This is a genomic window from Patescibacteria group bacterium (assembly GCA_020148045.1).
In the GTDB taxonomy this organism is placed as follows: Bacteria; Patescibacteriota; Minisyncoccia; order Minisyncoccales; family GWA2-38-27; genus JAHCRG01.
This window is the reverse complement of sequence record JAHCRG010000006.1, coordinates 182,183-207,536: the sequence shown is the minus strand read 5'-3', so window position 1 is coordinate 207,536 and position 25,354 is coordinate 182,183. Positions and strand designations below refer to the sequence as shown.

Annotated in this window: 27 protein-coding genes, 1 tRNA gene and 1 rRNA gene; 4 read left to right on the top strand and 25 right to left on the bottom strand. The window is 36.1% G+C overall.

The features are described 5' to 3' along the window. The 5 genes from KJA13_02630 to rpsB all read right to left on the bottom strand — a co-directional run. Positions 1-929 (bottom strand): 16S ribosomal RNA (locus tag KJA13_02630); the annotation flags it as partial. 241 nt (positions 930-1,170) lie between these two features. Next, positions 1,171-1,241, bottom strand: a tRNA-Thr gene (locus tag KJA13_02625). Between the two features lie 4 nt (positions 1,242-1,245). Then, positions 1,246-1,557 carry a hypothetical protein gene (locus tag KJA13_02620; GenBank protein MBZ9577908.1) on the bottom strand — a complete coding sequence of 104 codons (312 nt, stop codon included), beginning with the start codon at positions 1,555-1,557 and terminating at the stop codon, positions 1,246-1,248. A gap of 2 nt (positions 1,558-1,559) precedes the next feature. Next, the gene (gene tsf / locus KJA13_02615; protein MBZ9577907.1) at positions 1,560-2,006 is read right to left on the bottom strand and encodes a translation elongation factor Ts; all 447 of its coding nucleotides are present in this window, start codon (positions 2,004-2,006) and stop codon (positions 1,560-1,562) included. 33 nt (positions 2,007-2,039) lie between these two features. Continuing rightward, positions 2,040-2,765 carry a 30S ribosomal protein S2 gene (rpsB, locus tag KJA13_02610; protein ID MBZ9577906.1) on the bottom strand — a complete coding sequence of 242 codons (726 nt, stop codon included), beginning with the start codon at positions 2,763-2,765 and terminating at the stop codon, positions 2,040-2,042. A 77-nt stretch (positions 2,766-2,842) separates the two neighbouring features. Here rpsB and rpmE point away from each other — a divergent pair, with 77 nt between their 5' ends. Both rpmE and KJA13_02600 read left to right on the top strand, forming a co-directional pair. Then, positions 2,843-3,058, top strand: coding sequence for a 50S ribosomal protein L31 (gene rpmE / locus KJA13_02605; GenBank protein ID MBZ9577905.1), 216 nt, complete (start codon positions 2,843-2,845; stop codon positions 3,056-3,058). Between the two features lies 1 nt (position 3,059). After that, the gene (locus KJA13_02600) at positions 3,060-3,848 is read left to right on the top strand and encodes a PCRF domain-containing protein (protein ID MBZ9577904.1); all 789 of its coding nucleotides are present in this window, start codon (positions 3,060-3,062) and stop codon (positions 3,846-3,848) included. Here KJA13_02600 and KJA13_02595 read toward each other — a convergent pair. From KJA13_02595 to acs, 10 genes are all read right to left on the bottom strand, one after another. Beyond that, complete coding sequence (locus KJA13_02595; protein MBZ9577903.1) at positions 3,835-5,253, bottom strand: lytic murein transglycosylase; 1,419 nt, start codon at positions 5,251-5,253, stop codon at positions 3,835-3,837. The two genes, KJA13_02600 and KJA13_02595, sit on opposite strands and share 14 nt — an antisense overlap. Further along, complete coding sequence (locus KJA13_02590) at positions 5,240-5,962, bottom strand: 50S ribosomal protein L25 (protein ID MBZ9577902.1); 723 nt, start codon at positions 5,960-5,962, stop codon at positions 5,240-5,242. The genes KJA13_02595 and KJA13_02590 overlap by 14 nt, the downstream gene beginning before the upstream one ends. A gap of 3 nt (positions 5,963-5,965) precedes the next feature. Further along, complete coding sequence (locus tag KJA13_02585; GenBank protein ID MBZ9577901.1) at positions 5,966-6,184, bottom strand: ferredoxin; 219 nt, start codon at positions 6,182-6,184, stop codon at positions 5,966-5,968. Positions 6,185-6,352: 168 nt separating this feature from the next. Next, a complete protein-coding gene (locus KJA13_02580) occupies positions 6,353-6,790 on the bottom strand; it encodes a hypothetical protein (GenBank protein ID MBZ9577900.1) in 438 nt (145 codons plus the stop codon). Positions 6,791-6,844: 54 nt separating this feature from the next. After that, positions 6,845-7,648 carry a class II fructose-bisphosphate aldolase family protein gene (locus KJA13_02575; GenBank protein MBZ9577899.1) on the bottom strand — a complete coding sequence of 268 codons (804 nt, stop codon included), beginning with the start codon at positions 7,646-7,648 and terminating at the stop codon, positions 6,845-6,847. Continuing rightward, positions 7,645-8,634 (bottom strand): carbohydrate kinase family protein, encoded by a 990-nt coding sequence (locus tag KJA13_02570; protein MBZ9577898.1) that lies wholly within the window; start codon positions 8,632-8,634, stop codon positions 7,645-7,647. The genes KJA13_02575 and KJA13_02570 overlap by 4 nt, the downstream gene beginning before the upstream one ends. 4 nt (positions 8,635-8,638) lie before the next feature. After that, the gene (locus KJA13_02565) at positions 8,639-9,466 is read right to left on the bottom strand and encodes a prepilin-type N-terminal cleavage/methylation domain-containing protein (GenBank protein MBZ9577897.1); all 828 of its coding nucleotides are present in this window, start codon (positions 9,464-9,466) and stop codon (positions 8,639-8,641) included. Next, positions 9,463-11,838, bottom strand: a complete 2,376-nt coding sequence (gene ppsA, locus KJA13_02560) for a phosphoenolpyruvate synthase (GenBank protein ID MBZ9577896.1) — start codon at positions 11,836-11,838, stop codon at positions 9,463-9,465. Before ppsA ends, KJA13_02565 begins: the two co-directional genes overlap by 4 nt. Before the next feature lies 1 nt (position 11,839). Continuing rightward, complete coding sequence (locus tag KJA13_02555) at positions 11,840-12,394, bottom strand: response regulator (protein MBZ9577895.1); 555 nt, start codon at positions 12,392-12,394, stop codon at positions 11,840-11,842. 3 nt (positions 12,395-12,397) lie between these two features. Continuing rightward, a complete protein-coding gene (gene acs, locus KJA13_02550) occupies positions 12,398-14,320 on the bottom strand; it encodes an acetate--CoA ligase (protein ID MBZ9577894.1) in 1,923 nt (640 codons plus the stop codon). Positions 14,321-14,726: 406 nt separating this feature from the next. On the opposite strand from acs, the gene KJA13_02545 reads away from it, so the two are divergent. Both KJA13_02545 and KJA13_02540 read left to right on the top strand, forming a co-directional pair. Continuing rightward, a complete protein-coding gene (locus tag KJA13_02545; protein MBZ9577893.1) occupies positions 14,727-15,584 on the top strand; it encodes a hypothetical protein in 858 nt (285 codons plus the stop codon). Next, positions 15,553-15,729 (top strand): hypothetical protein, encoded by a 177-nt coding sequence (locus KJA13_02540; protein MBZ9577892.1) that lies wholly within the window; start codon positions 15,553-15,555, stop codon positions 15,727-15,729. The genes KJA13_02545 and KJA13_02540 overlap by 32 nt, the downstream gene beginning before the upstream one ends. Positions 15,730-15,795: 66 nt before the next feature. On the opposite strand, the gene gap is transcribed toward KJA13_02540, so the two are convergent. From gap to KJA13_02490, 10 genes are all read right to left on the bottom strand, one after another. Further along, entirely contained in the window at positions 15,796-16,761 is a 966-nt protein-coding gene (gap, locus tag KJA13_02535; GenBank protein ID MBZ9577891.1) for a type I glyceraldehyde-3-phosphate dehydrogenase, read from the bottom strand. Beyond that, entirely contained in the window at positions 16,758-16,985 is a 228-nt protein-coding gene (locus tag KJA13_02530) for a glutaredoxin family protein (GenBank protein MBZ9577890.1), read from the bottom strand. Before KJA13_02530 ends, gap begins: the two co-directional genes overlap by 4 nt. Before the next feature lie 4 nt (positions 16,986-16,989). After that, positions 16,990-17,718 (bottom strand): thioredoxin family protein, encoded by a 729-nt coding sequence (locus tag KJA13_02525; protein MBZ9577889.1) that lies wholly within the window; start codon positions 17,716-17,718, stop codon positions 16,990-16,992. Positions 17,719-17,740: 22 nt separating this feature from the next. After that, complete coding sequence (gene apgM, locus KJA13_02520; protein MBZ9577888.1) at positions 17,741-18,943, bottom strand: 2,3-bisphosphoglycerate-independent phosphoglycerate mutase; 1,203 nt, start codon at positions 18,941-18,943, stop codon at positions 17,741-17,743. Beyond that, positions 18,940-20,040 carry an enolase gene (locus tag KJA13_02515; GenBank protein ID MBZ9577887.1) on the bottom strand — a complete coding sequence of 367 codons (1,101 nt, stop codon included), beginning with the start codon at positions 20,038-20,040 and terminating at the stop codon, positions 18,940-18,942. The genes apgM and KJA13_02515 overlap by 4 nt, the downstream gene beginning before the upstream one ends. Beyond that, positions 20,037-20,957, bottom strand: coding sequence for an FAD-dependent oxidoreductase (locus tag KJA13_02510; GenBank protein MBZ9577886.1), 921 nt, complete (start codon positions 20,955-20,957; stop codon positions 20,037-20,039). The genes KJA13_02515 and KJA13_02510 overlap by 4 nt, the downstream gene beginning before the upstream one ends. Before the next feature lie 80 nt (positions 20,958-21,037). After that, positions 21,038-21,799, bottom strand: coding sequence for an SDR family oxidoreductase (locus tag KJA13_02505; protein ID MBZ9577885.1), 762 nt, complete (start codon positions 21,797-21,799; stop codon positions 21,038-21,040). Positions 21,800-21,813: 14 nt separating this feature from the next. Continuing rightward, on the bottom strand, positions 21,814-22,692 hold the full coding sequence (locus KJA13_02500; protein ID MBZ9577884.1) for an NAD(P)H-hydrate dehydratase: 879 nt from the start codon (positions 22,690-22,692) through the stop codon (positions 21,814-21,816). Continuing rightward, positions 22,689-23,570, bottom strand: coding sequence for a UTP--glucose-1-phosphate uridylyltransferase (locus tag KJA13_02495; protein ID MBZ9577883.1), 882 nt, complete (start codon positions 23,568-23,570; stop codon positions 22,689-22,691). The genes KJA13_02500 and KJA13_02495 overlap by 4 nt, the downstream gene beginning before the upstream one ends. Position 23,571: 1 nt before the next feature. Continuing rightward, positions 23,572-25,314, bottom strand: coding sequence for a cell division FtsZ family protein (locus KJA13_02490; protein ID MBZ9577882.1), 1,743 nt, complete (start codon positions 25,312-25,314; stop codon positions 23,572-23,574). Positions 25,315-25,354 lie beyond the last annotated feature (40 nt).

Genomic DNA, 25,354 nt, shown 5'->3' with positions numbered 1-25,354 from the left:
CCACATGGTCCACCGCTTGTGTGAAGCCCCGTCTATTCCTTTGAGTTTTAGCCTTGCGGCCGTACTTCCCAGGCGGGACACTTAACGCGTTAGCTTCGCCACTTGAAGGGTCGACACTTCAAATAGCTAGTGTCCATCGTTTACAGCGTGGACTACAAGGGTATCTAATCCTTTTTGATCCCCACGCTTTCGTTCCTCAGCGTCAGGGTCGCTCCAGCTGAATGCCTTCGCTTTTAGTGTTCCGGTCGATATCAACGGATTTCACCCCTACACCGACCGTTCCATCAGCCTCTAACGCCCTCTAGTTAGGTAGTATCTCTGGCATTCCCATAGTTAAGCCATGGGGCTTTAACCAGAGACTTATCTAACCGCCTACGAACGCTTTACGCCCAATAAATCCGGATAACGCTTAGAGATCACGTATTACCGCTGCTGCTGGCACGTGATTAGCATCTCTTTATTCCTGGAGTACCGTCACCCGAAGGTTCTTCCTCCAGAAAAGCTCTTTACACCCCGAAGGGCTTCTTCGAGCACGCGGCGTCGCATCGTCAGGCTTTCGCCCATTGCGAATTATTCTCGACTGCTGCCTCCCGTAGGAGTAGGGCCCGTGTCGCAGTGCCCTTGTTGGGGAACACACTCTCATATCCCCTACCCGTCATTGCCTTGGTGAGCCATTACCTCACCAACAAGCTGATAAGCCGCAGACCATTCATCCACCGGAATCGATTGCTCGAAACCTTTACCCGCCCGAGGGCAGGACCATCAGGAATTAGCTCATCTTTCGATGAGTTATGCCTGTGTGAACGGTATGTATCTACGTGTTACTAACCCGTTTGCCGGTGTCCCCGCCGAAACGAGAACCCCTCGACTTGCATGCCTTATCCACGCCGCTAGCGTTCATCCTGAGCCAGGATCAAACTCTCAAAAAAAATATTGTCGGGACAACTCTAAAAAACTGAATTGTCCTTATTTATCCCGTTAAATAGTTGCGAAGCAAATTTAACAGGGTTAAGTTGTCAACGTTCTTTCCAAAAAATAACCGCGAAGACATCCAAATCATTAGATACCTTCGCGGGTATTTTGGTGCCTTAATTTTTTCTTAAATCTTACATGTTTTTTAATTATTTAATTATCCACTTTCATTTTACTTCTTCAAAAACCTTTGTCAAGAGCTGGAGGCGAGAATCGAACTCACGTCGGTGGTTTACAAAACCACTGCTTTACCATTAAGCTACTCCAGCACAATTACTTCTCCTTTCTTATCCTTTTCCAATAATCGTCAGAGAATTTGTTTTCAATGGATTTCTGACGCAGCTTCTTCTCAGTTCTCAAAATTAAAACCCTAATCCCGGAAAGAATTCTCTGCAACAGCAATAAAGGAGAAAAGGACTTAATGGTTCCATTATTTCTTATTTTATGCTTGAGTCTGTCTAAAACTCCTGGCTTCTCAACCTCTTGTGTTAACAATTCAGTTAGAACTGGAATCTTTTGGAATATAATGATGGCCATTCCAATAAGACCAACTAAAAGTATAATTGTAGCAATTAACTCTAACATAATTAAATTTCGTATCTTATAAATCTCTTCACAATAATATTCTCTCCTAATTTTGCAATATATTCATCAATTAACTCTCTGATGGTTTTTGTTTCATCTTTTATCCAGGACTGAGATAGCAAAGAATTCTCTTCTGGGTCCATAGCAGCAATCTGTAAACAAAGCTCGTGAGCAAGCTCTTTAAAATCTTTTGATTTAGCAACAAAGTCAGTTTCACAGCGCAGCTCAGTCATTGCCCCAATTCTTTTATCAGGGTGGATATAAGCTTCAACTATTCCCAATCCAGCTTTTCTTTCTGACTTTTTCCCAGCCAGTTCTCTTCCCCACTTTCTTAAAATCTCCTTCGCTTTATCAAAATCCCCTTTTGCTTTCTCAAGGGCCTTTTTACACTCCGATATTGAAACGCCAGTTTCCTGACGAAGTTGTTTGATTTGCTCGATGTTTGACATACATAATGTTATTTAAGGTGTCACTTTAAACACTTAGCTCTTTGCTTTAATCTTTGCTTTCATTATAACATCTTTTACTTTATCTAGGATATATTTCACAGAAGATATTGCGTCATCATTCGCTGGAATTGGATAATCAACTAAGGTTGGGTCAACATTAGTATCTGCTATACCAATAATCTTAATTCTTTTCCTCCCCGCTTCTTTAACTGCCAAAGCATCTTTTTTCATATCTAAAACAAAAATAGCATCGGGAAGTTTCTCCAATTCTTTTACTCCTCCAAATTTAATTTCTAAATTTCTCAATTCTTCATCTATCTTAGCCCTTTCTTTTTTTGTATATTTTGTCAATTCCCCTTTCTTTTTCTTTGCTTCCAAGTCCTTAAAATATTCAAGCCGTTTTTTAATAGTTTTAAAATTAGTAAAGGTTCCTCCCAGCCATCTTTCGCTGATGTAAGGCAAATCACAATCTTTGGCGACATCTTTCACTAAATCCTTAATTTGGATTTTTGTACCAACTAAAAGTAAGGTTTTATTTTCCGAAATAAGTTTTTTAATAAATTTAAGAGCTTCTTTAAATTTTTCTGTGGTCTTTTCAAGATCAATAATATGAACACTATTTCTCACCCCATAAATATATGGTTTCATTTTTGGATTAATTCGGGAAGTCCGGTGACCAAAATGCAAACCTGCCTCAGTCATCTCCTCAGGCCTTAGCTTAAAATCCTCCTTTTTAACTTTTTTCTTGTCTTCTACCATATAAAATTAATATATCATTGTTTTAACATTAAATCAAGGCCTTGATTTTTTGGAAAAATCTGTTAAGATTAAAAAACATGGCGAAAAAAGACATCCATCCCAAATATTATCCAAAGGCAAGGGTTATCTGCGCCTGCGGGAATACATTTACAGTCGGCTCAACTAAAGAACTGATAGAAGTTGAGATTTGTTCAAAATGTCATCCTTTTTATACTGGAAAAGAAAAAATTGTTGACACTATGGGAAGAGTTGAGAAATTCAGAAAGAGATTAGCTAAAAAGAAAAAGAAGTAACATGCCGGAACAAAGTTCAGTAATAATAGAAATACGGGCTGGAACAGGCGGTGAAGAAGCTGCTCTTTTTGCTGCTGATTTATTTAAGATGTATTCAAAATATGCTGCTTTCCAAGATTGGAAGCAAAAAATTTTAGATTCCCATCCTACTGAACTAGGTGGCTTTAAACAAATAATTTTTGAATTAAAAGATAGTGATATTTTTTCTAAAATGAAACATGAAGGAGGGGTTCATCGAGTCCAAAGAATACCGGAAACTGAAAAGTCAGGGAGAGTTCATACTTCAACTGCTACAGTGGCTGTCCTACCTAAACCCAAAACAGCAGAAATTAAAATCAGGCCAGATGAAATAAAAATTGATTTCTACCGAGCTTCAGGCCCGGGAGGCCAATATGTCAACACAAGAGACACAGCAGTCAGAATTACTCACTTGTCAACTGGCTTGGTTGTTACTTCTCAGACAGAGAGAAATCAACTCCAAAACAAAGAAAATGCCCTTTCAATCTTGGCAGCTCGGCTTTTGGAAAAAAAGCAAGCAGAAGAAATGGCAAAAATGGGGGGTGAAAGAAAAGCTCAGATTCATGCGGCGAAAAGAGCAGAAAAAATCAGAACATATAACTTTCCTCAAGACAGAATCACTGACCATAGAATCAAAAAAAATGGCACAACCTTGAAGACATCATGCAAGGTAAACTCGACAAACTCGTCCAAACCCTCCAAAAAAATCTTAAATAAAAAGCAAACTTTGAATACGATTCCAAAATTTGCTTTTTTTATTATTTTATCTTAGCGATATCTGATTCGTAGGCTTTAGTGATTGCCATTACTGGATAGCCGTAATCCCTTTTGTAAATAGTTTTATAGCGAGATTTATACCAGCCTGGTCCGGCAAAATAACTTAAAGCAGCATTAAACTCGCCATCATAAGTTTGCTTGGCTGCTCCACAATCTGCTAGATATAAAGCTGCTGCTAAAAAGGCATCTTTAATATTCCATGGATCACCTGGTTTTCCAGCAATTGCTTTGAGCCGGTCCCGATAGAGCATCCAAGTGCTGGGAATAAATTGAGCAGGCCCCATTGCTCCACCCCAGCCATAGCTCATTGGGCAGGATACTGGAGTATTGAAGGGGTCTCTTCCTAATTCTTTAGTAATAATCAAAAACGGATTTACATCTCTTGTCGGCTTCATAACTCGGGAAAGAGTCCTGCCAGTTTTAATAGTTTCTCCAGCTCCTGTTTTAGTATCTTTTAAATAACACTGGCCAACATTTTTCCCAATATTTGACTCTTGAGTTAAAACAGCTAATAAAAATGCCGGTCTAACTCCAGTTATTTTCTCTACCTCCTTTGCTAACTCGTAGGCCTCACCAAAAGTAGGAGCTTTTGGTATTCCTATTAATTCAAAAATTCTGGCTCTGATTTCAGCTGCTTTTGCCTCAACTTCTTGTCTTTCTTGAAGTTGCTTTTGATATTGTGCGTCAGTTATTTTTAAATAATACTCTTGTTCTTCTTTTGTTTCAGCACTCTCTTTGCTCTGAAGGGTCTGAATCTCCACCATATGCTCCAAATCCTCTTTCTCTTCATCTAAAGATATTTTCTGCTCTTCTAAATTTATTTTTAGAGTTTTAATATTCTGTAAAAGTTCTTTGCCTTTAGAGTTTAAGAGTTCTAAAGCCACTAAATTATCAAAAAAATCAGAAAGCTCGTCCTCTGAAAGCAAAATTTCAATTATTGGTTTTTGGTCTTCTTCATAGATAGTTCTTAAAATATTAGCTAATTTTTCTTTTGAATCTCCTATCTTCAAAGAGGTTTTTTCAATAGAGGCCCCTGTGTCTTCAACTTGAATTCCTAAATCTTTAATAATTAAATTACTTTGATAAATTTGATAATTTAAATTTTTTATTCTTTTGTTTAAAGTATAAATTTTGTTCTCGAGGGTCTTTTTTTCCGCTCCAGTTTTGCTAAGATCTCCTTGAATTTCTGCAATTTCCTCTTCATAGAAAGCCTGGCACTCTTTTAATAATGCTTGGTAATTTTCTTTTGAGAGATTTTGTTGCCCTTTATTAATTATTTCCTGGCATATTTCAGTCAAATCTTCTTCACCAAAAACAAAATTCGGCAAAAATAAAACCGAAATAAAAACAATAGTGAATAGTGTGTAGTGTATAGTTTTCAGTAATTTATTTCTTTTCATTTTTTTTGCTTTTTTCTTCTTCTTTCTTGCCCGCCATAGCTTCAGCGGAGGCGGGTTCCTTCTTCTCCTCCGCTTCCTCCACTCCCTCAATTTTCTCCACTCCCTCCACTTCTTCTACCTTCTCTTCAACCGGTTTTTCTAATTCTTCTTCTATCTTTTCTGTTTCTGGCGCAGTAACCACAGCCACAATCTCATTTTGCTCTCTTTGAACTGCAACACCTTCTGGCAATTCTAAATCTTTTACTAAAATCTCATCTCCAAGGGTTTTTAAATTTTCTACATTCACTTTAATTTCATGGGGAAGATTTTTGGGTAGGGCTTTAACCTCTACTTCTGAAATCTCCCGTACTAAAGTTCCTCCAAATTCTTTTACAGCCGGAGCTTCTCCTTCAAAAACTATTGGAACTGTTGCCTCAACTTCTTCGGTAAGAATTGGCTGATAAAAATCAATATGGATTGGCTTGCCAGTTAATGGGTTCTTTTTTACTTCATGAATTAGAACTGGAAATTTCTCATCTCCTACTTCAAGCGAAATCAAAGAACTTTCTCCAGTTTCTTTATAAATATTTCCAAACTTTTTTAAGTCTACTTCCAAAGATAAATTTTTTATCTTTGGTCCATATAAAACAGCAGGCAGAATACCCCTCTTCCTTAATTTCTTTACCTTTTTACCCCGCTCCTCTCTAATTTTGGCTTTAAGGGTTAACATCGATTATTTTATAATGTGGATGCACTCCACCGGGCAGGCATCAGCTGCCTCTTGGTTACATTCAATTTCTTTTATCTCTAACTCATAATTTCCTTTTTGGGGGGTTGCCTCGGCTTCCAAAAGTTTAGCTTTTCCATCTTCGGCCATTTCCCAATACTTTGGGCATATTGCTGCACAAGACCCACAACCAATGCATTTTTCTCGCTCATGGATAATCTTCATAAAATCATCAACGAATAGCGAATTAGTTTCGCTGTCTTATTTTTTCTTCAAAACAAATGAGACTCCCCGTAGGGTTGCTTTACGAATTCTTAATTCAAGACTATGTGTTTATACAATAGCGAATCAAGGTTCTGGCGAAGCCAGGTTCTTATATTCGTATTAGATTCGTTATTCGTTGATTATAAACTCATTAGAATAAAACTTTTGGTCTTCTCTAAACACTTCGTCAAGATTACATCCAATACAAACTGATATAGCAAGCCGGTGAAGTCCTTCCTCAATAGGAGGGACAATAAGTTCAAATGCTTTGACTTGCCTTGAATCAATACAATCTTTAACTAAATCACTGTTTGGACAACCCATATAATCATAACTTTTCCATTCCTCTTCTTTCTTCTCAAGATAATAAGGATAACAAGAAGAAAAACAAACGTTTTTCTTTAAATTGTTTTCAATTTTTACCTTTATAACATCCCCAATTTTATATTCTGTTTTTTCAGTAATAACATTCACCTCTCCAGGAACCTTTGTTAAAACAGCAACTAAAATTATTGCAACCAAAATAACTATTCCTGCTCCTATTATTAAAAAATCTTTTTTATTCATTTTCAAATAGTTTTAATTTAAGATTATATTTTAATACCTTAGCGAATCAAGGTTCTACCGAGCGTTAGCGAGGTAGATTCCTATTTTCTCTTCGACCTTTTTTTGGATAGCTTTTTGAACTTTGGGCAAAATTTTATAGGGTTTAATCTCCTGGGCCTTCAAACTTCTTGTTAAAGCTCTTTTCCAAGTTAGCCTTAATTCAGTATTAATATTGATCTTAGCAATCCCGAGCTTGATTGTTTTTTTAATCTGAACATCTGGAATACCTGACCCTCCATGTAAAACCAGATAAGCATTTGTTTTTTTGTTAATTTCTTTTAACCTTCCAAGATTCAATTTTGGCATTCCAGTATATAATCCGTGAATGTTCCCTATAGCTACTGCCAAGCTATCTACTTTTGTCTCTTTAACAAATTTCTCTGCTTGAACTGAAGAAGTCAGGTTTTTCTCCTTTATAGCTTCTATTTCTCCTTCAACTAAAACCCCTCTTTTGTGAGCGTAATCTACTATCTTTTTAGCACGTTTTACATTTTCTTTAAAGGCTAATCCTGAACCATCAAAATGAACTGCTGAATATCCAAAATCAATAGCTTTTTTGAGCCAATTTAAATCCTTTCCGTGGTCAAGATTTAAAAAAGCAGAAACCTTGTATTTCATTTTAGAGATTTCAACCAAAGCAATAATTTCTCTCAGACCCAAAAATTTACTTTCCCCTTCAGAGGTCCCCAAAATCACTGGAACCCTTGTTTTCTGAGCAGCAGCCAAAATCCCTTTCAACTGCTCAATAGTTGAGAAATTAAACTGGCCAATAGCGAACTTTTGTCTCTGTGCTTTTTTAAGACAATCTTTTAATGTCATAATTTCTTCTTTATAACTTTCACTTTTTTAAACTTTTCCTTGTTTTTTAATAATCCATCTTTAGCTCCCCATTTTTGAAGACAGGAATAAGCATTAGCCGTGCCTATTTGAATAGCATATTCTATCTTACCCTTTTTTATAAAACCAGAAACAAATCCAGAAGTAAAAGAATCCCCAGCTCCGGTCCGGTCAGTTACTTTTGTTTTTGCAGGTTTGGCTCGATAAAGCTTTTTTCCATCAGAAACTACCACTCCCCCGGGACCTTTTGTCATTATAGCAATACCAGGACATATTTCATCAATTTTTTTAAAAATTTTCTTTTCTTTCTGATAAGGAATTTTAGTTAACAAAGAAGCCTCTTCTTGATTTAAAACTAAAATATTGACTTTTTTAACAATTCTTTTCAGGGTTTCTGGAGACAATGAAAGTTGAGAGTTACCCGGATTAAAAACAATTTTTATTTTATTTCTGTAAGCGAAATTAACTATATCTTCGGTGATATTACAGAGTTTTCCTGAAAGAGGAGCTAAATAAAACCATTTTGCTCTCAATTTGCTCCAGGGAATATCTTTTTTTCCCAAGAGTTCTGATGCCCCTCGATAAACCAAGATAGTTCGGTCTATTTTTAAACCGCTATTTAAAACAATGGAACAATTAGTCGGTTTCAGTTTTGTTTTAAAAATGAACTGACAGTCAATCCCAAATTTCTTTAATTCTTTAATTATCTCTTGACCACTCAAATCATCCCCCACTCTGCCACAATAAGCTACCTTAAAACCTTGCTTGGCAAAAGTAGCAGCTGTATTAGTTCCACCTCCACCAGAGGAAAGACAAATATCTTTAACATCAACCTTGGAACCCAAATTAAAGCAAATCCCTTTACCGGTGATAAATTTTTTGTTTTTTACTACCTGCCAGCCCTGGGTTGGTTTTGGTCTCAAAAAAACATCCCAAGTAGCAGACCCAAAAGTTATAATATCAAACATATTTTTATTCTTGAGTTAATAACCCCCGTTTTCTCGCTCCTTCAACATAGAGTTTTTTGATTTGGGCTGAGGTCAGGGCTTCTTCATAAACGCGGACTTCGTCGATTGTGCCATCCCAATAAACTCCTCCAGCATAACCAATTCTAAAAGCATTAGTTGTAGTTCTGACAGTATGAGAACCCTCATTTTCCTGCCTTATAAATTCTCCATTTATATGGACTTTTAAATAAGTACCATCATAAAGCCCAACTATATGATACCATTGGTCTTCTAAAAGATAAGTATCCCAAGTATCCATAAAATGACGGGTTCCAGAAGTATCTAAAAAATCTACAGTTATGCCATCTGTCCAACCCTGCCAACCTAGCGAATATTCTGTGTATTCTGTTACACCTCCATACCAAACAGATGACTCTTCCTTTAAATCTCTACCTGGTCTTGCCCAATACATTATGGTAAATTGATTTCCCCCACCTAATAAATTAGCATCTCCACAATCAAGGTAATCATTCTGACCATCAAAGATCAAAGCATAACCCTTTCTGCTTGGCGTATCTTTCTCAGCGGTCCAAATAGGGCAATTTGTGCAATCACCATGGTTTTCATAACCACTTATATCCTGAGTAGGAAATGTATTATCATCAAAATCCCAAATTCCTACTGCATAAGCTCCGAGAGCGTGATGAACTTGGGCAGCAAAGTTAAGACCCTTGGCAATCCTGGCCCTTTCTCTGGCTTCTTTTATAGATACTAAAGTAATACTGGCTAAAAAACCTATTATAGCAATAACTACTAAAACTTCAATTAGAGTGAATGCCTTTTGTTTTTTCATAATTTAGCCAAATTTAAAATTGTTTTGATTACAGTGTCAGGGTTTAAAGACATACTTTCTATGCCTTCTTTCTGTAAAAATTTAGCAAACTCTGGTAGGTCGCTTGGAGCCTGGCCGCAGATTCCGCAATATTTCTTCTTTTGCCGACAAAGCTTAATAACTTTACTGACCATCTGCTTTACTGCTTCATTTCTTTCATCTCCGATATAAGCTATCTGGGCATTGTCTCTATCAATACCCAAAACTAATTGGGTTAAATCATTTGAACCAATACTCATTCCGTCAAAAATTCTCAAGAAATCTTCAGCTAAAATAACATTAGATGGAATTTCACACATCACATAAATCTTCAGTTCTTTTAACCCAAACTTTTCTATTAGTTTTTTTACTTTTTCTCCCTCTTCCACGGTTCTACAAAATGGCACCATCACTGAAATATTTTTCAATCCAAATATATTTCTTGCTCTTTTTATTGCCTGGCATTCCATTTTAAAAGCTGGCTGAAAACTTTCATCAATATATCTGGAAGCTCCTCTGAATCCAAGCATTGGATTTGCTTCCTCTCTTTCAAAAAGCTCCCCTCCAATTAAATTTCTATACTCATTTGTTTTAAAATCAGAAAACCTAACAATTACCTCTTTGGGGTAAAAGGCAGCTCCTATTTGAGCAATTCCTTCAGCCAATTCTTTTATAAAATACTCTTTCTTATCTTTATGCTCAATTGTTATTCTTGCAATTTTTTTCTTTAACTTCTTATCTTTTAAATCTTTATAGTGATAAAGCGCCAAAGGATGAACCCGAATTTTTTCAGCAATTATAAATTCTTCTCTAGCTAACCCGACTCCATTGTTTGGTAGAAAAGAGGTCTTAAAAGCTATTTCTGGCGCTCCAATATTGAGCATTATTTTTGTTTTCAATTTAGGTATCTTCCTTAAATTATACTCCTTTACTTCAAAAGGAACTTTCCCTTCAAAAACTCTGCCATTTAATCCTTGAGTGCAATCAACAGTAACTGTATTCCCTGTTTTCAGTTTTTCTGTAGCTTCTCTTGCCCCGACAATAGTAGGAATGTTTAGTTCTCTTGCCACTATTGCTGCATGACAAGTTTTTCCGCCTTCATCTGTCACAATTGCTGAAGCTAAACGCATTATTGGAACCCAATCAGGGTCAGTCATTTTAGTCACTAAAACTTCCCCTTTTTGAAACTGGTCAATTTTTGAAACATCAGGAATTATTTTTGCTTTCCCGAACCCGATTTTATCTCCAATAGCAATGCCAGTTAAAACTGGCTTTTTCTTAGTTTTGATTTCATATTCCTCATAAGTTTTTGCTGTTTTCGAAGCATGAACTGTCTCTGGTCTTGACTGAACAATAAAAAGCTCTCCGGTTTTTCCGTCTTTTGCCCATTCAATATCCTGGGGCATCCACTTCTTGAATTTTTTTGAATAAAGTTCCTCAATCAAAATTGCCCAGCGAGATAAAGTTAAAATTTCTTTATCAGTTAAAGAAAATTTTAATTGTTTAGCAGGGCTAACGGTTACCTCTTTTAATCCTCCTTTTCTGCTATAGATATATTTCTTTGTCTTCCTTCCCAAATTTTTAACAATTATTGATTTAAACCCCTTTTCCAAAGTCGATTTAAAAACATAAAATTCATCAGGGGTAATTTTTCCTTTTACAATCATTTCTCCTATCCCCCAAATAGAATTAATCAAAACAACATCAGGAAAACCGGTCTCGGTATCTAAAGTAAAAATTACTCCGGATGAAGCCAAGTCACTCCTTACCATTTTTATAATTCCAACTGAAAGAGCAAATTTTAAATGAGGAATTTTCTTTTCTTCCCTATAAGCAATAACCCTATCATTAAATGTTGAAGCTAAACATTTTCTAATCGCCTTTAATAATTCTTCCTCTCCTTTAATATTTAAAAAAGTTTCGAATTGGCCGGCAAAAGAAGCTTCGGGCATATCCTCGCAAACCCCAGAAGAACGAACAGCAACAGCAAGATTTTCACCATATTTTTTCTCTAATTTTTGATAAGCTCTTAAAATCTCTCTTTTTAAATCATCGGGAAATTCTCCTTCTAAAATAGAAGCGCGAGCATTTTTCCCGGTTGCTTGAAGACTTTTTAAACTCTTGGGCTCAAATTCTTTAAAAATTTCTTTCAATTTTTTATCAATTTTATTTGCTTTTAAAAACTTCCAATATGCTTTGGTAGTCAAAGCAAAGCCATCTGGAATATTAACCCCTTTTTTAAAAAACTCTCTATACATCTCTCCCAAAGAAGCATTTTTTCCTCCCACCAAGGGAACATCTTTTAAACCGATTTTATTAAGCCATAGAATATTTTTTTGAGATTTTCTTAGCATATCATTTATTACATTCAGGACAAATAACAGATAATATAAAATATTTCTCACCTTTTGAAAGGTCTCTTATTAAACACAACAAAAGATCAGAGCCGCATTTGGGACATTTAAAATCATAACTATAACCTAAATCAGTAATCAATTCTCTGGCATCATGTAGGTCCTTCGGCATAGATATACGGTAAGATCTTTGTTTCCCTAAAGCAATTTTTACTTTTCGAATTACTTCAACTGGGGAAACGCTGGCAGCTGCAATAAAGTCCTTGGCTTCCAATTCCATTGCTTTTCTCCTATCCTCTTTTTTTTCAAATTGAGCAAAAATAATTACTGGGATTTTCTCAGTTGAAGTTTCTTCTTTGAGGGTTTTTAATAATTTAAATCCTCCTATTTCTGAAAGAGCGATGTCAGCTATAACAATATCCGGTTTTTCTTCCTTAGACAAAGCCAGGGCCTCTTTTCCCTTTTTTGTCTCTAACACCTCAAAATTTTCTGTCTTAAAAACCTCTGAATAGGTTTCCCTTATAAAGTTATTGTCAATTGCAATAAGAACTTTCATTTTTTATTTAATCGGGTGAATTATTTTTTTAATCTTCTCAACGCTTTCAGGATTAGCTAAAGTACTCAAATCGCCCAACTCTTCCCCGGTAAATAATTTTCTTAAAATCCGTCTCATAATTTTTCCGCTGCGGGTTTTTGGTAAATCTTTAACCAGATAAACTTCTTTAGGCGAAGCAATCGGTCCTATTTCTTTTCTCACTTGAGTAATTACCTCTTTTGCTATCACTTCTGACGATTTTTTGGTTTTGGAAACCACGAAAGCAATTGGAACCTCTCCTTTTATTTCATCCGTCTTGCCAACCACAGCGCACTCTGTGATATCTTTGTGCAAAGCAATCGCACTTTCTAACTCACCGGTAGTTACCCTATGGCCTGCTACTTTAATTACATCATCAACCCTGCCAATAATTCTTATTAGTCCCTTCTTATCCCGATAAGCCCCATCGCTGGTAAAATAAGTTTTCTTACCATATTGACTCCAATAAGTTTTTAAATATCTCTTTGGATTCTTATAGACCCCTCGCAAAAGCCCGGGAGCGAAAGGAGGCAATATCACCAAATTTCCTTCTTTGTTAGGAGGCAGTGATTTTCCCTTACTATCTAAAATATCAGCTTTTATTCCCGGAAAAGGTAGTCCGGTGAAAGTTGGCTTAAAGGGACCGAGGCCGGGTAAAGAAGTAATTAAAATTCCGCCTGTTTCCGTCTGCCACCAAGTATCTACCAAAGGACGCTTTCCCTTTCCAACTTCTTTAAAATACCACTGCCACGCTGCTTGATCAATACACTCACCTACTGAACCTAAAAGCCGCAAGGTTTTAAATTTATGCTTTCTAACTAAACCTGTTCCGTATTTCTCAAACATCCGGATGGCTGTTGGCGCAGTATAAAAAATCGTCACCCCGTATTTTTCAATAATCTGAGCCCATCTATCAGGCGTCGGGTAATCCGGAACGCCTTCATACATCAGACTTGTTACTCCGTTAAGCAATGGAGAATAAACTGTGTAGGTATGTCCTGTTATCCAGCCAGGGTCTGAAGTGCACCAAAAAATATCATCCTCTTTCAAATCAAATATCCATTTGCCTGTCCAATAGGCCTGGACAGTGTAGCCACCGCAGACGTGTTCGCAGCCTTTGGGCCGTCCCGTACTCCCGCTTGTGTAAAGCACAAACAAAAGGTCTTCTGAATCCATTGGTACTGGCTCGCATTGGTCTTTCTCCTTCTCAATTAATTCCTGCCACCAAAGATCACGACCTTTCTTTATCTTGACTGGATTCCCTGTTCTTTTTACCACAATAACTTTTTTCACCTCTGTCTTCTTTATACCTTCGTCAGCATTTTTCTTTAAATCAATAACCTTACCTCGCCGAAAATAACCATCTGCTGTTATTAAGATTTTTGCTTTAGTATCTTGCAATCTTATGTTCAAAGCCCGAGAACTAAAAGCTGAGAACACAACTGAATGAACTGCTCCAAGACGAGCGCAAGCCAACATTGCAATTACCACTTCTGGAATCATTGGCAAATAAATTCCTACCCTATTCCCCTTTTTCACTCCTAATTTCTTCAAAACATTGGCAAATTTGTTAACTTCTCTAAACAGGTCGTAATAGGTGAAAACTCTTGATTTCTCCTTAATTGGCTCCGGTTCCCAGATTAGAGCAACTTTATTTTTCTTCTTCTCTAAATTTCTGTCCAAAGCATTTTGAGTAATATTGAGTTTTCCGTCTACAAACCACTTAAAGTATGGCGGCTTGTGAACAAAAACTTTTCTCCATTTTTTAAACCAAAGCAAATCTTTGGCTAAATCCTCCCAAAACTTTTTTGGATTCCTGCTAGCTTTCTTATAAATTGCCTTATTATTAACCCAGGCCTTTTTTTTAAATTCTTTGCTTGGATAATATAGATTGCCTTTTTTAATCATGTTATTCTATTATACCCTGTAGAAGAAATTTAACAAAGGTTTTTCTGTGAAAAAGTACCCATGCCAAAAATCGTCCGATCGGACGATTTTTGGCATGGTCAAGGCCTCTCCTCAAAGCCCCCTTCAAGGCATATAGCCCAATGTTTCAAGTAATGGAATTTTTCCAAAAACGAAAAGCCTCCCAGCACATATCTCCTTCAATAAGCCCCTTATAATAGTTAGTTGTATATCTTCTCGAATTGAGAGTCAAACTCTACTGCTACTATAAGGATTTTTACACTTATTTCATCGTATTGCCGTTGCCCCGCTTCTCGCTATGTTGCGGTTGCTCTAACGGGCTGCCTCTGGGAGGCTACTTTCAGTATAAAGTTCTTTAAAAGATAAGTCAAGTAAATTTGTAATATTTTTGGATTATGATATAATTAGATTGATGCCAAAAACTTCCTACTTAATTTTTTTAGTAGATGAAAATAGAAAAATAGATTCAACCTGTTTAGACGAAGTTGAAAAAGAAATTAAAAATCACCAAAGTGAAAAGCTATTTTTGGTTTTGCAAACATATGGAGGAGATCCTTTTTCTGCAGTTGCCATTATGACTCTTTTGAGAAAGAGGTTTCAAAAAATTTATATACTTATTCCAAATTATGCAAAAAGTGCGGGAACTTTAATGGCATTAGGAGGAGATGTAATTTATATGAGCGACAAAGCTGCTCTTGGTCCTTTGGATTTACCTATGGAACACCCAAGAGATGGTTCAAGGATATCTGCACTTGATATCCAAAATATAATAACGACACTATCTAATCTTTCAGAGAGTATAGCAAACGACCGATATAAATTTCTTCGTCAAAACGAAATTAAATTATCAAGACTTGATTCTGCTAAGTTAGCTCTACATATAGCAACCGAATTTGTTAAACCAGTTATTCAACAAATTGACCCTTATCACCTTCAAAAGAGTTATCGGGAACTTAGAGTAGCTTTATTTTATGCCATAGATTTATTATCGGCTGCAATGATGAAAAATGATTTCAAAAAAGCTCTTCGAACAGCGAGAGCCTTTGTTAATAATTATCCAGCGCACGAATATTCTATATTTTTAAATGAAGCAAAAAATGCTCTCAAGCTGACCGTTGAAAAGTTAGAGTCTTTGAAAGAATGGAAAATAATCAAAAAAGACTTTGAGGAAATATTTAAAAAATATTACTTTAAAATAATTTATATAGAAAAAAATGATGTTAAAAAATCTTCCAAAAAGAGATAAAACCAAAGAAAAATATACCACCACTGATATAATAAAAAGAAGCCAAAAACTTAGCGGTGATTGGCTTACTAAAGATATTAAAAAGAGATTTCCGCAAGTGGAAGAGAAAAAGAAAATAGAAAAAAAAGAAGAGAAAGAAGACTAAAGAGGAGCAAGAAGCAAAAAGGCCGAAACGAAAGTTTCGGCCTTTTTGCTTCTCTAAATTATATAATTATAATTTCTTGCCTACGTATTCAGTGAATTCTGCTAAACGGCAGGCATAACCATATTCATTATCATACCAGCCAAGGACTTTAATTAACTTGTCTTTAACCATTGTTTGAGAAGCGTCAACAATGGCTGAATAAGTGTCGCCGATATAGTCAGTGGAAACCAATGGCTCTTCTTCTACTCTCAAAATCCCTTTAAGCTGGTTAGCAGCTTTTTTAAATGCAGCATTAACTTTCTCTTTAGTTGTTGATTTCTCTATTTCAACGATTAAATCTAAAATTGAAACTGTTGGAGTTGGAACTCTTATAGCAATTCCATCCAACTTCCCGTCTAATTCAGGGATAATCTTTCCAATTGCTTTGGTAGCCCCAGTAGTAGTTGGAATAATATTCAAAGCAGCGGCCCTGGTTCTTCTTAAATCCTTGTGAGGTAAATCCAATATTCTCTGGTCATTGGTATAGCTGTGAACAGTGGTCATAAAGCCATTTTTAATTTCAAAATTATCATTTAAAACTTTTACGAGCGGAGCCAAACAATTAGTAGTGCAAGAGCCCATATCAATAATTTCATCTTTTTTAGGGTCAAATTTCTCTTCATTAACGCCCAAAACAAAACCCGGAATCTCTGGGTCTTTTCCGGGAGCTGAAATTATTACTTTTTTTGCGCCTGCTTTAATATGTTTTTTAGCTCCTTGCAAATCAGTAAAACGACCAGTGCATTCTAAAACAATATCAACTTCTAATTTCTTCCATGGAAGTTTCTCCGGTTCTGCTTCAGCAAGCATAGCACAAGTAATCTCTTTATCATATCTTCCATATATAGAATCGTATTTTAAAAGATGAGCCAATGTTTTGTTATCAGTTAAATCATTAATAGCAACAACTTCCAAATCAGGATGATTGTCAATAATTCTTCGGAATGTAGGACGACCTATTCTTCCGAAACCATTTATAGCAATTTTTATCATAGATTTAATAATTTAGTGATTTTCTCCTTATCAAAGCCAATAACAATCTGGCCATCTATATCCACAACTGGAACTCCCATCTGGCCTGATTTTTTTACCATCTCATCCAAAGCAACTTTATCTTGAGAAACATCAATATCTTCAAATTCAATATCATGCTCTTTCAAAAATTCTTTTAAAGTAACACAGTATGGACAGCTTGGGGTGGAAAAAACTTTAACCATTTCATTAATCTTTTATTTCGTTAATTAAATCTTGAACAGAGCTACAGACGTCAGCAGGTTTATTCTCTGTTAACTTACAAATTAAAGCAGTTAAATACTCTGTTTCTTTTTCTTCGCCAGATTGGGTTCCAGCTCCAACTCGGTAATATTTACACCCTAAAACTAAAGTTGGTATGCCACCGCCAGTGCTATATTTGGAAAATACATCCATATCAGCTTCTGAATCCATATTATTATGAAAAGCTATCTCTCCCTCAAATTTTGCTGCCACCTCTTCCATTACAGGATGCTCCCATTTACAATAACTACATTCCTCAGAGCCAAAAAAATAAACAATGGGTTTACCATTCTCTTTACAAACTTCATCATTACTTACTGAAAAATTCCCAATTGTCTGACCTGTCTCTTCTGCCGGTAGTTCAAATTCTGCTAAATCAATTACTTGAGGAAAGATAAGCTCTCCATCTTTTGTTATACGCCATTCTACCTCTTCTCCTTCAACCTCAAACTTAACTTTGTACAACCCATTCTCTTCCAATGTCTCTATTAAAGAAATGGCAGCTTCTCCCTGTAAGATATTATCACTAATAAAATTTACCATCTTCTCCCCGGCTTCTTGGGAAGACAAAACCTCACCCTCTTCTGAAGACTTTGAATAGTTGGTGTAAACGATTGCCCCAGCAATTAGGACACCTGCAATAATAATTGCTATTGCTAATAAGTTCTTGTTCATATTTTTTATTTTAGCAAAATGTTTATTTCTTGGCAATAGCCAAAACTTTCTTCATTAAATTTGTCTGCTTTATTCTTCCTAACTTTCCTTTCTGACAAACCTTTTCAGAAAATTCTTTCACCGAATCTTTACCATCGCCAAAAATTAAAATTGGTATCGGCTCTGAACAATGTCTTTTGAGAGAACAGCAAGTGGAATGGTCAGCCGTAGCTACTATTAAGGTATCTTTAAGATTTAAAATTGGTTTCAAATTTCCATCTATCTTCTCAATAAATTCTTTTTTTCCTTTAAAGTTCCCGTCCTCAGCCAAAGAATCCGTTGCCTTAATATGTAAGAAAACAAAATTATACTTTCTCAGGGCCTTTTTTACAGCTTGAACTTTCCCTTTCAAGTTTGTGTTAACAAGCCCATTAGCTCCTTTAACTTTTATCAGGTCCATCCCTAAAATCTTGCCAATCTGTTGATAAAGAAACTTGCCGGCGATACAACAGGCTTTCAAGTTATATCTCTTTTTAAAAGAAGGTAATTTTTTAACAGTAGAAGCACCTCTCACTAAAATATAGTTTGCTACTGGCAATCCCATTTTTTCTCTTTTTTTATTCAAGGGATGAGCTTTTAAAATCTGACCGGCTCTTTTTAAAAATTTATTCAAAACTTTAGCTGTAAAAACTGCGTTAGCACTCTTATTAAAAGGTTTAATTTTTCTTGCCTTTTTCCCAAGTTTTCCATAATGAGGATCACCGTCTGAAATATCAGGGCTCAAATTTTTCCCTCTCATTATAATTCCCAATCTATGTTCTGTGGCGCTTTTTAATAAAAATCTTACATTGTTAATTTTTATTCCATTTAAAGCTTTAATCAAAAGACCTGGATTTTTAATTCTGCCAGCTCTTCTATCAATCATATTTAGTTCTTTATCAACAGTAGCAAAGTTTCCTCTCAAAGCAACATCTCCTTTTTTTGCTTTAAGCCCAGCGCCTGTTGCTGTAATAATTCCCCTCCTTATTTTATAAACTTCAGGGTCATAACCAAACAAAGAAAAATGGGCGCCTTCAGATGTTGGGGTAGCGCCTTGAAACTTAGGTTCAACTAAACCACAAATTCCATTTTCAACTAAAAAATCCAAATTAGGCGTCTTAGCTGCTTCAAGCGGGGTTTTATTCCCAAGAGCCGCAATCGGCCTATCCCCCAGCCCATCAATAATAATTAAAACAATCTTTTTCATTTTTCTTCTTCGATTTTTAATAAACGGTTATACTTTACTAATCGTTCAGGTTTGGTTGGACCGCCGGATTTAATGAAATCAGCGCCAATGCCAACTGCCAAATCAGCAATAAAATCATCCATGGTCTCCCCTGCCCGATGAGAGACCATAATTTTCCAGTCAAACGACTTGGCTAATTTTACAGCTTCAATAACTTCATTTACTGTGCCAACTTGATCTGGTTTAATAATTGTCCCATTGCAAGCCCTTTTACTTCTAGCCTTTTTGATTCTTTTAACATTAGTGGTTAAAAGGTCATCTCCTACAATAGTCACTTTTTTACCCAATTTTCTAGTAATTTCCTGAAACAGTTCCCAGTCCTCTTCTCCAAAAGGATCCTCAAGAAAAATAATTGGATATTTGCTAACTAAGCTGGTATAAAAATCTATGTCATATTTTTTCTTCCTCCAGTGTGACGCAGCACAATCCAGGCCTATTTTTATAGTATATCCTCTGGCCGCCTCCATAATAAAATCCAGGGTCTGGTTTGGGTCTGAAATCTGTGGAGCAAAACCACCTTCATCACCTAGCCCTGTAGCTAAAATCTTTCCAAGCTTCTGATAAATTTCCTTTGCTTGCTCAAACTTCGTAACTATCATAAATTCCTGGAAATCAAGTTTATTTTTAGCATGAAGTCCCCCTTCAATTAAAAGAACAGAAGGTGTAGGTAAACCAGGTTTTGTTTTAGCAATTTGAGAAATATATTTCCAAAGAGGAAGTTTTTTAACAGCAGCACCAGCTCGGCAAACAGCAATGGAAACAGGTAAAATAGCATTAGCTCCTAATTTTGATTTATTTTCTGTACCATCCAAATCAATCATTAACTCATCTATCTCTTTCTGAAGAGCTGGATCTCTAGCTTCAAGCTCAGGAGCAATAATTTGATTTACGTTTTTAACTGCTTCTGATGCTTTTAACTCGATTGCCTCGTGTTTTCCTTCAGAAGCACCTGAAGGAACAGATGCTCTAAAAACACCTTTATTAGTTCTTAATTCAACCTCAACAGTTGGCTTCCCCCTGGAATCCAATATTTCTCTTGCTTTCAAACCCTTAATCATGTTTTCTTTTGAATATAGTTATAAGCGGCTATGGCAGCTTTTGCTCCTTCGCCTGCAGCTGTAACAATCTGCTTAGCAGAACCTACATTTACATCTCCCGCTGCAAAAAGCCCAGGAGTTTTTGTCTGACAGGTTTCATAATCTACCTTTATTTCATCCCTTTCATTAAAATCAACCAAGCCCCTAACATAGGAAGTTGCTGGCTGATAACCAATTTCCACAAAGACGCCCTGAACCTTTAAAGTTTTCTCTTTTCCTGTTTTTCTATCTTCATAGATTATTGAACCTACAAAATCCTTTCCCTTAATTTCTCTTGGAGCAGCATTTGTTATTATCTCTGTCTTGCCAGCTTTTTTAACTATTTCCTGATTTGCAGCATCTGCCCCTGGCTCTGACGCATATTCTAAAATATATATTTTCTTAGCATGTTGACCTAAAAATATAGCTGTTTCAAAACCAGCATTTCCTCCTCCAATCACGGCTACAACTTTATCCTTAAACAATGGACCATCGCAGACGGAGCAGTAGCTCACCCCTTTGCCAATAAATTCTTTCTCGCCGGGAACCTCCAAAGGACGAGGGTCAGCTCCAGAAGCCAGAATTACTGCTTTTACCTGAAATTCTTTTTTGCTTTTAGCAAAAACCAAGAAATCATTATTCTTTTTCTCAACCTTTCTTATTTCATCCATCTCAATATCAATTTTTTGAGATTTCAAATGCTTTTCTATTTTCTGAACTAATTCAATTCCGGAAATTGATTCAAATCCAGGATAATTCTCAATACTTACAGCCTTCTTAGCTATTTGTCCTCCAAAGCTCTTGGTAATTAAAAGAGTTTTTAAACCCAAACGACCAGCGTAGATACCAGCTGTCATTCCAGCCGGTCCCCCACCAATAATAATTAAATCATGCTTCATATTATATCCATTTTACACCATTCCTCTAAAAAGAAAAAGCCCCGCCTGGACGGGGCTTCTCAAAAGTTTTTAGAGAATAACTACCCGGCGAGCCAGCCGCCGTCAATTACCACAGTGGAGCCGGTCATATAAGAGGACTCATCTGATGCCAGAAACAAAACTAAATTAGAAACTTCTTGAGCATCTGCCATGCGATGCATTGGAATCCTGGCTAAAATTCCTTTTTCTTGTTGAGGATCTTTCTTAACCGGGTCAATCATTGGAGTATCAATCATTCCAGGAGAAATAGCATTAACCCTGATATTATATGGTGCCATCTCAAGAGCCAGAGCTTCAGTCATCCCAACAATTCCTCCTTTTGAAGCGCAGTAATGAACAATATTAGGAAAACCAATTCCCTGCTGGCCCATAGCCACAGACGCAATATTAACAATCACTCCTGACTTTTGCTTTGCCATTTCTTTTGCTGCTGCTTGGGCGCAAAGAAAATATCCTTTCAAATTAATATTAATTGTCCTATCCCATTCTTCTTCAGTTAGGTCCAGAAATGGTTTAAATTGACAAATTCCAGCATTATTTACCAAAATATCCAACCTGCCCCATTTTTTTACTGTCTTTTTAACCATCTCCTCAACTTCTTTCTTTTTAGTAACATCACACTTTAGAGCCAAGCCCTCTCCTCCATCTTTTTCAATTTCTTTTACTACTTTTTCACAATCCTCTAAAGAAATATCAGAAGCAACCACTTTTGCTCCTGCCTTAGCCAAAGTTAAAGCATGAGTTCTGCCCATGCCTCTTCTGGCTCCGGTAATAATTGCTACTTTGTTTTTTAAATTAAGCATCTTTAATTAAGTTTTTATTTTAGAAAGCGACCTTTTATTACTTGAGGGATTGCCTCAATTAAATCAGTAGCCATTACTGATTCTCCTAATTTTTTGCAAGCTATTTCTCCAGCCAAATCATTGATTAAAATACCGGCTTGGGCTGCTTCAAAAGGACTCATCCCTCTTGCTAACAAAGCCCCGCAAACACCAGCTAAAGTATCTCCCATACCGCCGACGGTCATATATGGAGAACCAGCTTTGGCAATAGCAACTTCTTTGCCATTAGAAATTATATCTATTTTTCCTTTTAATAAAATTGTTGTCTTAAGCCGGCCAGCTTCTTCCTGAACTATCCTTATTTTCTCTTCGTCAGAAAGTTCAGCCACTTCTTTTCCTGTCAAAACGAAAAATTCGTGAGCATGGGGAGTAATCAAAGACGGTTGGTCAGATATTGTTTCTGGTTTTTTCCCTAAAGCATGAATTCCATCAGCGTCAACAACAACTGGCACGGAAACCTGAGATAAGTATTCCAAAATTGCTTCTTGGGTTTCTTGCGACCTTCCCATTCCTCCGCCGATCACCACAGCTGCTTTTCCTTTAGCAGCAGCTTTAGCGCCTTTCGTCATTGAAATTAAAGTAATTAAGTTCTCTTTGTTCAAATGAACTCCTTGTAAAGGATAAGCTGCTAAATTAGGGCTAAAAGAAGCAATTATATCAGCCGCTCTTTTTGGAGCAATAATTCTAACCATATCTACTCCTGTTTTAAAAGCAGCAAGGGCTGAAAAAGCTGGAGAACCACTATAAAATTCTGAACCGCCAATAACTAACAACAAACCATAATCATATTTTCTGGCAGTCGCAGGCCTTTTTTGATAGATATTTTTTAGAATGGATTTATTTACTTCAATCATATTATTTTTAATTCTTTTAAATAATTTTTTAATTCAGGGCCGAATTTGGGATGTTTCAAAGAGAAATAAAGGTTTGATTTTAGCCATCTAATTTTATCCCCGCATTCAAGCCAGTTCCCTTCAAATTCATATCCATAAATCACTTTACCATCTTTCAGCATCTGATTATTAAAAACCTCAGCCAGAATTATTTCTCCCTTTTTAGTGGGCCTGGCTTTTTTCAAATAATCAAACACTTCAGGAGTCAAAATATATCTTCCCACAATTGCCAAATCAGAAGGAGCTTCTTCCAAAGATGGCTTTTCTATGATTTTTTTAATTTTGTAAAGACGATTAGCAATTTTCTCAACACCAACTATTCCATATTGAGGGATTTTATCTTTAGGCGGACGATGGAGGGCAATAATTGGTTTTTGGCAGGTCTTAAAAATTCTGGCTAATTGTAAAACACCGGGTGTTTTTGAATCAATAACATCATCTCCAAACATACAAGCCACAGGTCCTTCCCCTACAAGTTTTGCCGCCTGTAAAAGCGCGTGACCGTCCCCTAAAGGCTTTTTTTGTAAAACATAAGAAAAAGAAATATCTTTTAAAAGTTCTTCTAATTTTTTCATCTCTGCCAAGATATTTTCTTTTTTTCTCTCTTTTAAGATTTTTTCTATTTTAGGAGAAGGTTTTAGATAATCTAAAACCTTTTTGTTCTCAGGGTTTAGAACAAAAATTATCTCTTGAATATCTGAGTTCTTTGCTTCTTCAATAATATATTGAATAATCGGTACATCTGCCAATGGCCAAAGCTCTTTTGACACCACCTTTGTTAAGGGCAGAAATCTTGTAGCTGCACCAGCCAAAGGAATAATAGCTTTTTTTATTTCCATATTAATCATTTATTTTTCTTCTAAATATAGCCGGGGTTTCCCAAATCTTTTCCCTTTCTAATAATTCTTTTTCTTCTTCTTCAATAACCTTTTTTAATTGAAGAGCATTTCGTCTAACTTTCTCGCCTGCCATCGGCTTCGCCTTAGGCGAATGGCGGGCAGGCCCTTTAGTTTTTTTCTCTTTCCTTTTGAGTTGCCTTTTAGTTTTGGGAATTACTTTTTCTTTTTTGGGCTTAGTTTTCCTGGGTTTCTTTTTAATTAAACCCCTCACCTTTTTTAATCGAGAAAAGGTGCGGGATAAAGCTTTCTTACTAACAGTTTTGCGTTTAGTTTTAATTTTAATTTTTTCTTTTATTTTTACTTTTGGCTTGGATTTGGGTTTCCTTACTATCTTGGTTTTTGATTTCGGCTTTTCTTTCTTTTCTATTTTTGGCTTTTTTGTCTTTGGGGTTTTCTTTTTCCTTTTTGGCTTCTTTCGAAAAGTAAAGGATTTGGTTTTCTTCTCAGTGGGTTTTAACAAAAATCTCTTTTTCCCACAACCTGTAGCTAACAGGGTTATCTTGATTTTCCCTTGATATTTCTGACCTTGACTAATGCCGAAGATAATTTTTGCATTTTTATTTATGGAATCAGCAATTATCTTTGACAGCTGAGAAACTTCTGAAAGCTGAAGCGTCTTTCCTCCTACTATGTTATATAAAATCCCCTTGGCTCCTTTGATAGTGTAAGGATAGAGGGGACTGGAAATTACTTTTTTAGCTACCTCTTCCCTATCGGGCTCTTCAATTTCTATTGTATTTAAATAACTTAAACGACCGCGACCACCAAGAATCGTTCTCAAATCAGCAAAATCAATGTTAATGAGACCGGGCAAGTAAATCATCCCAATTAATCCTTCTAAGTTCTCAGCTAATCTTTCGTTAATAGCGGAAAGAGCATCTTTTAAAGGCGTATCTTTATCAATTATTTGAAAAATTCTTTCATTAGGGATAACTGAATAAGCATTAAGGTTAGGCCTTATCTTCTCAAGAGATTCTTTGGCAATCTCCATTTTTTTCTCTCCCTCAAATTCAAAAGGTAAAGTAAAAATTCCATAAGTAAGGCAACCTAAATTCTTTGAAATCTTAGCGAAAACAGGGGTAGCCCCTGAGCCAGTTCCTCCTCCCAAACAGGCAACTATAATACAAAGATCTTGCCCCTCAAAAAGCTTTTTTATTTTCTCTTTCTCATCTAGGGCAGCCAGCTCCCCTAACTCAGTATTCATCCCAGTACCCAATCCTTTGGTTAAACTCTGACCAAACTGAAATCGCTTTACTTGTCTTACTGCCCTAAGAGATCTAATATCAGTATTAGCTATTACAAAATCTGCCTTCTTTATCCTGGAAACAATCTCTGAAACAATTGAACCACCTCCTCCTCCAATCCCGATTACCCTGATTTTGGTTTTGTGAATTGTAATGTCAGAAAAAGGAGGTTTAACCCGCACCTTTTTTCGTACAATAGTTCGACGTTTTACAGACTTAGTCCTCTTGGGTTTTCTTCTTATTTTTACCCTTTTCTTTACTTTTAATTTAGCCTTAACCTTAACTTTCCTCTTTTTGGTAGGTTTTAAAGTTTTCTTTTTCTTTTCTATTTTTTTACCCCGTAGCACTTTTTTTCCAGTTCTTTTGTCCAACCTCTTTTTTCGAACAGTGGTACGAGGTTTAGTTTTCTTTTTCTTGGCCATACTCTTTTTCTTAACCATTAATTTATTCTACCTAACCTTCCTTTAAAAAGCAACAGCT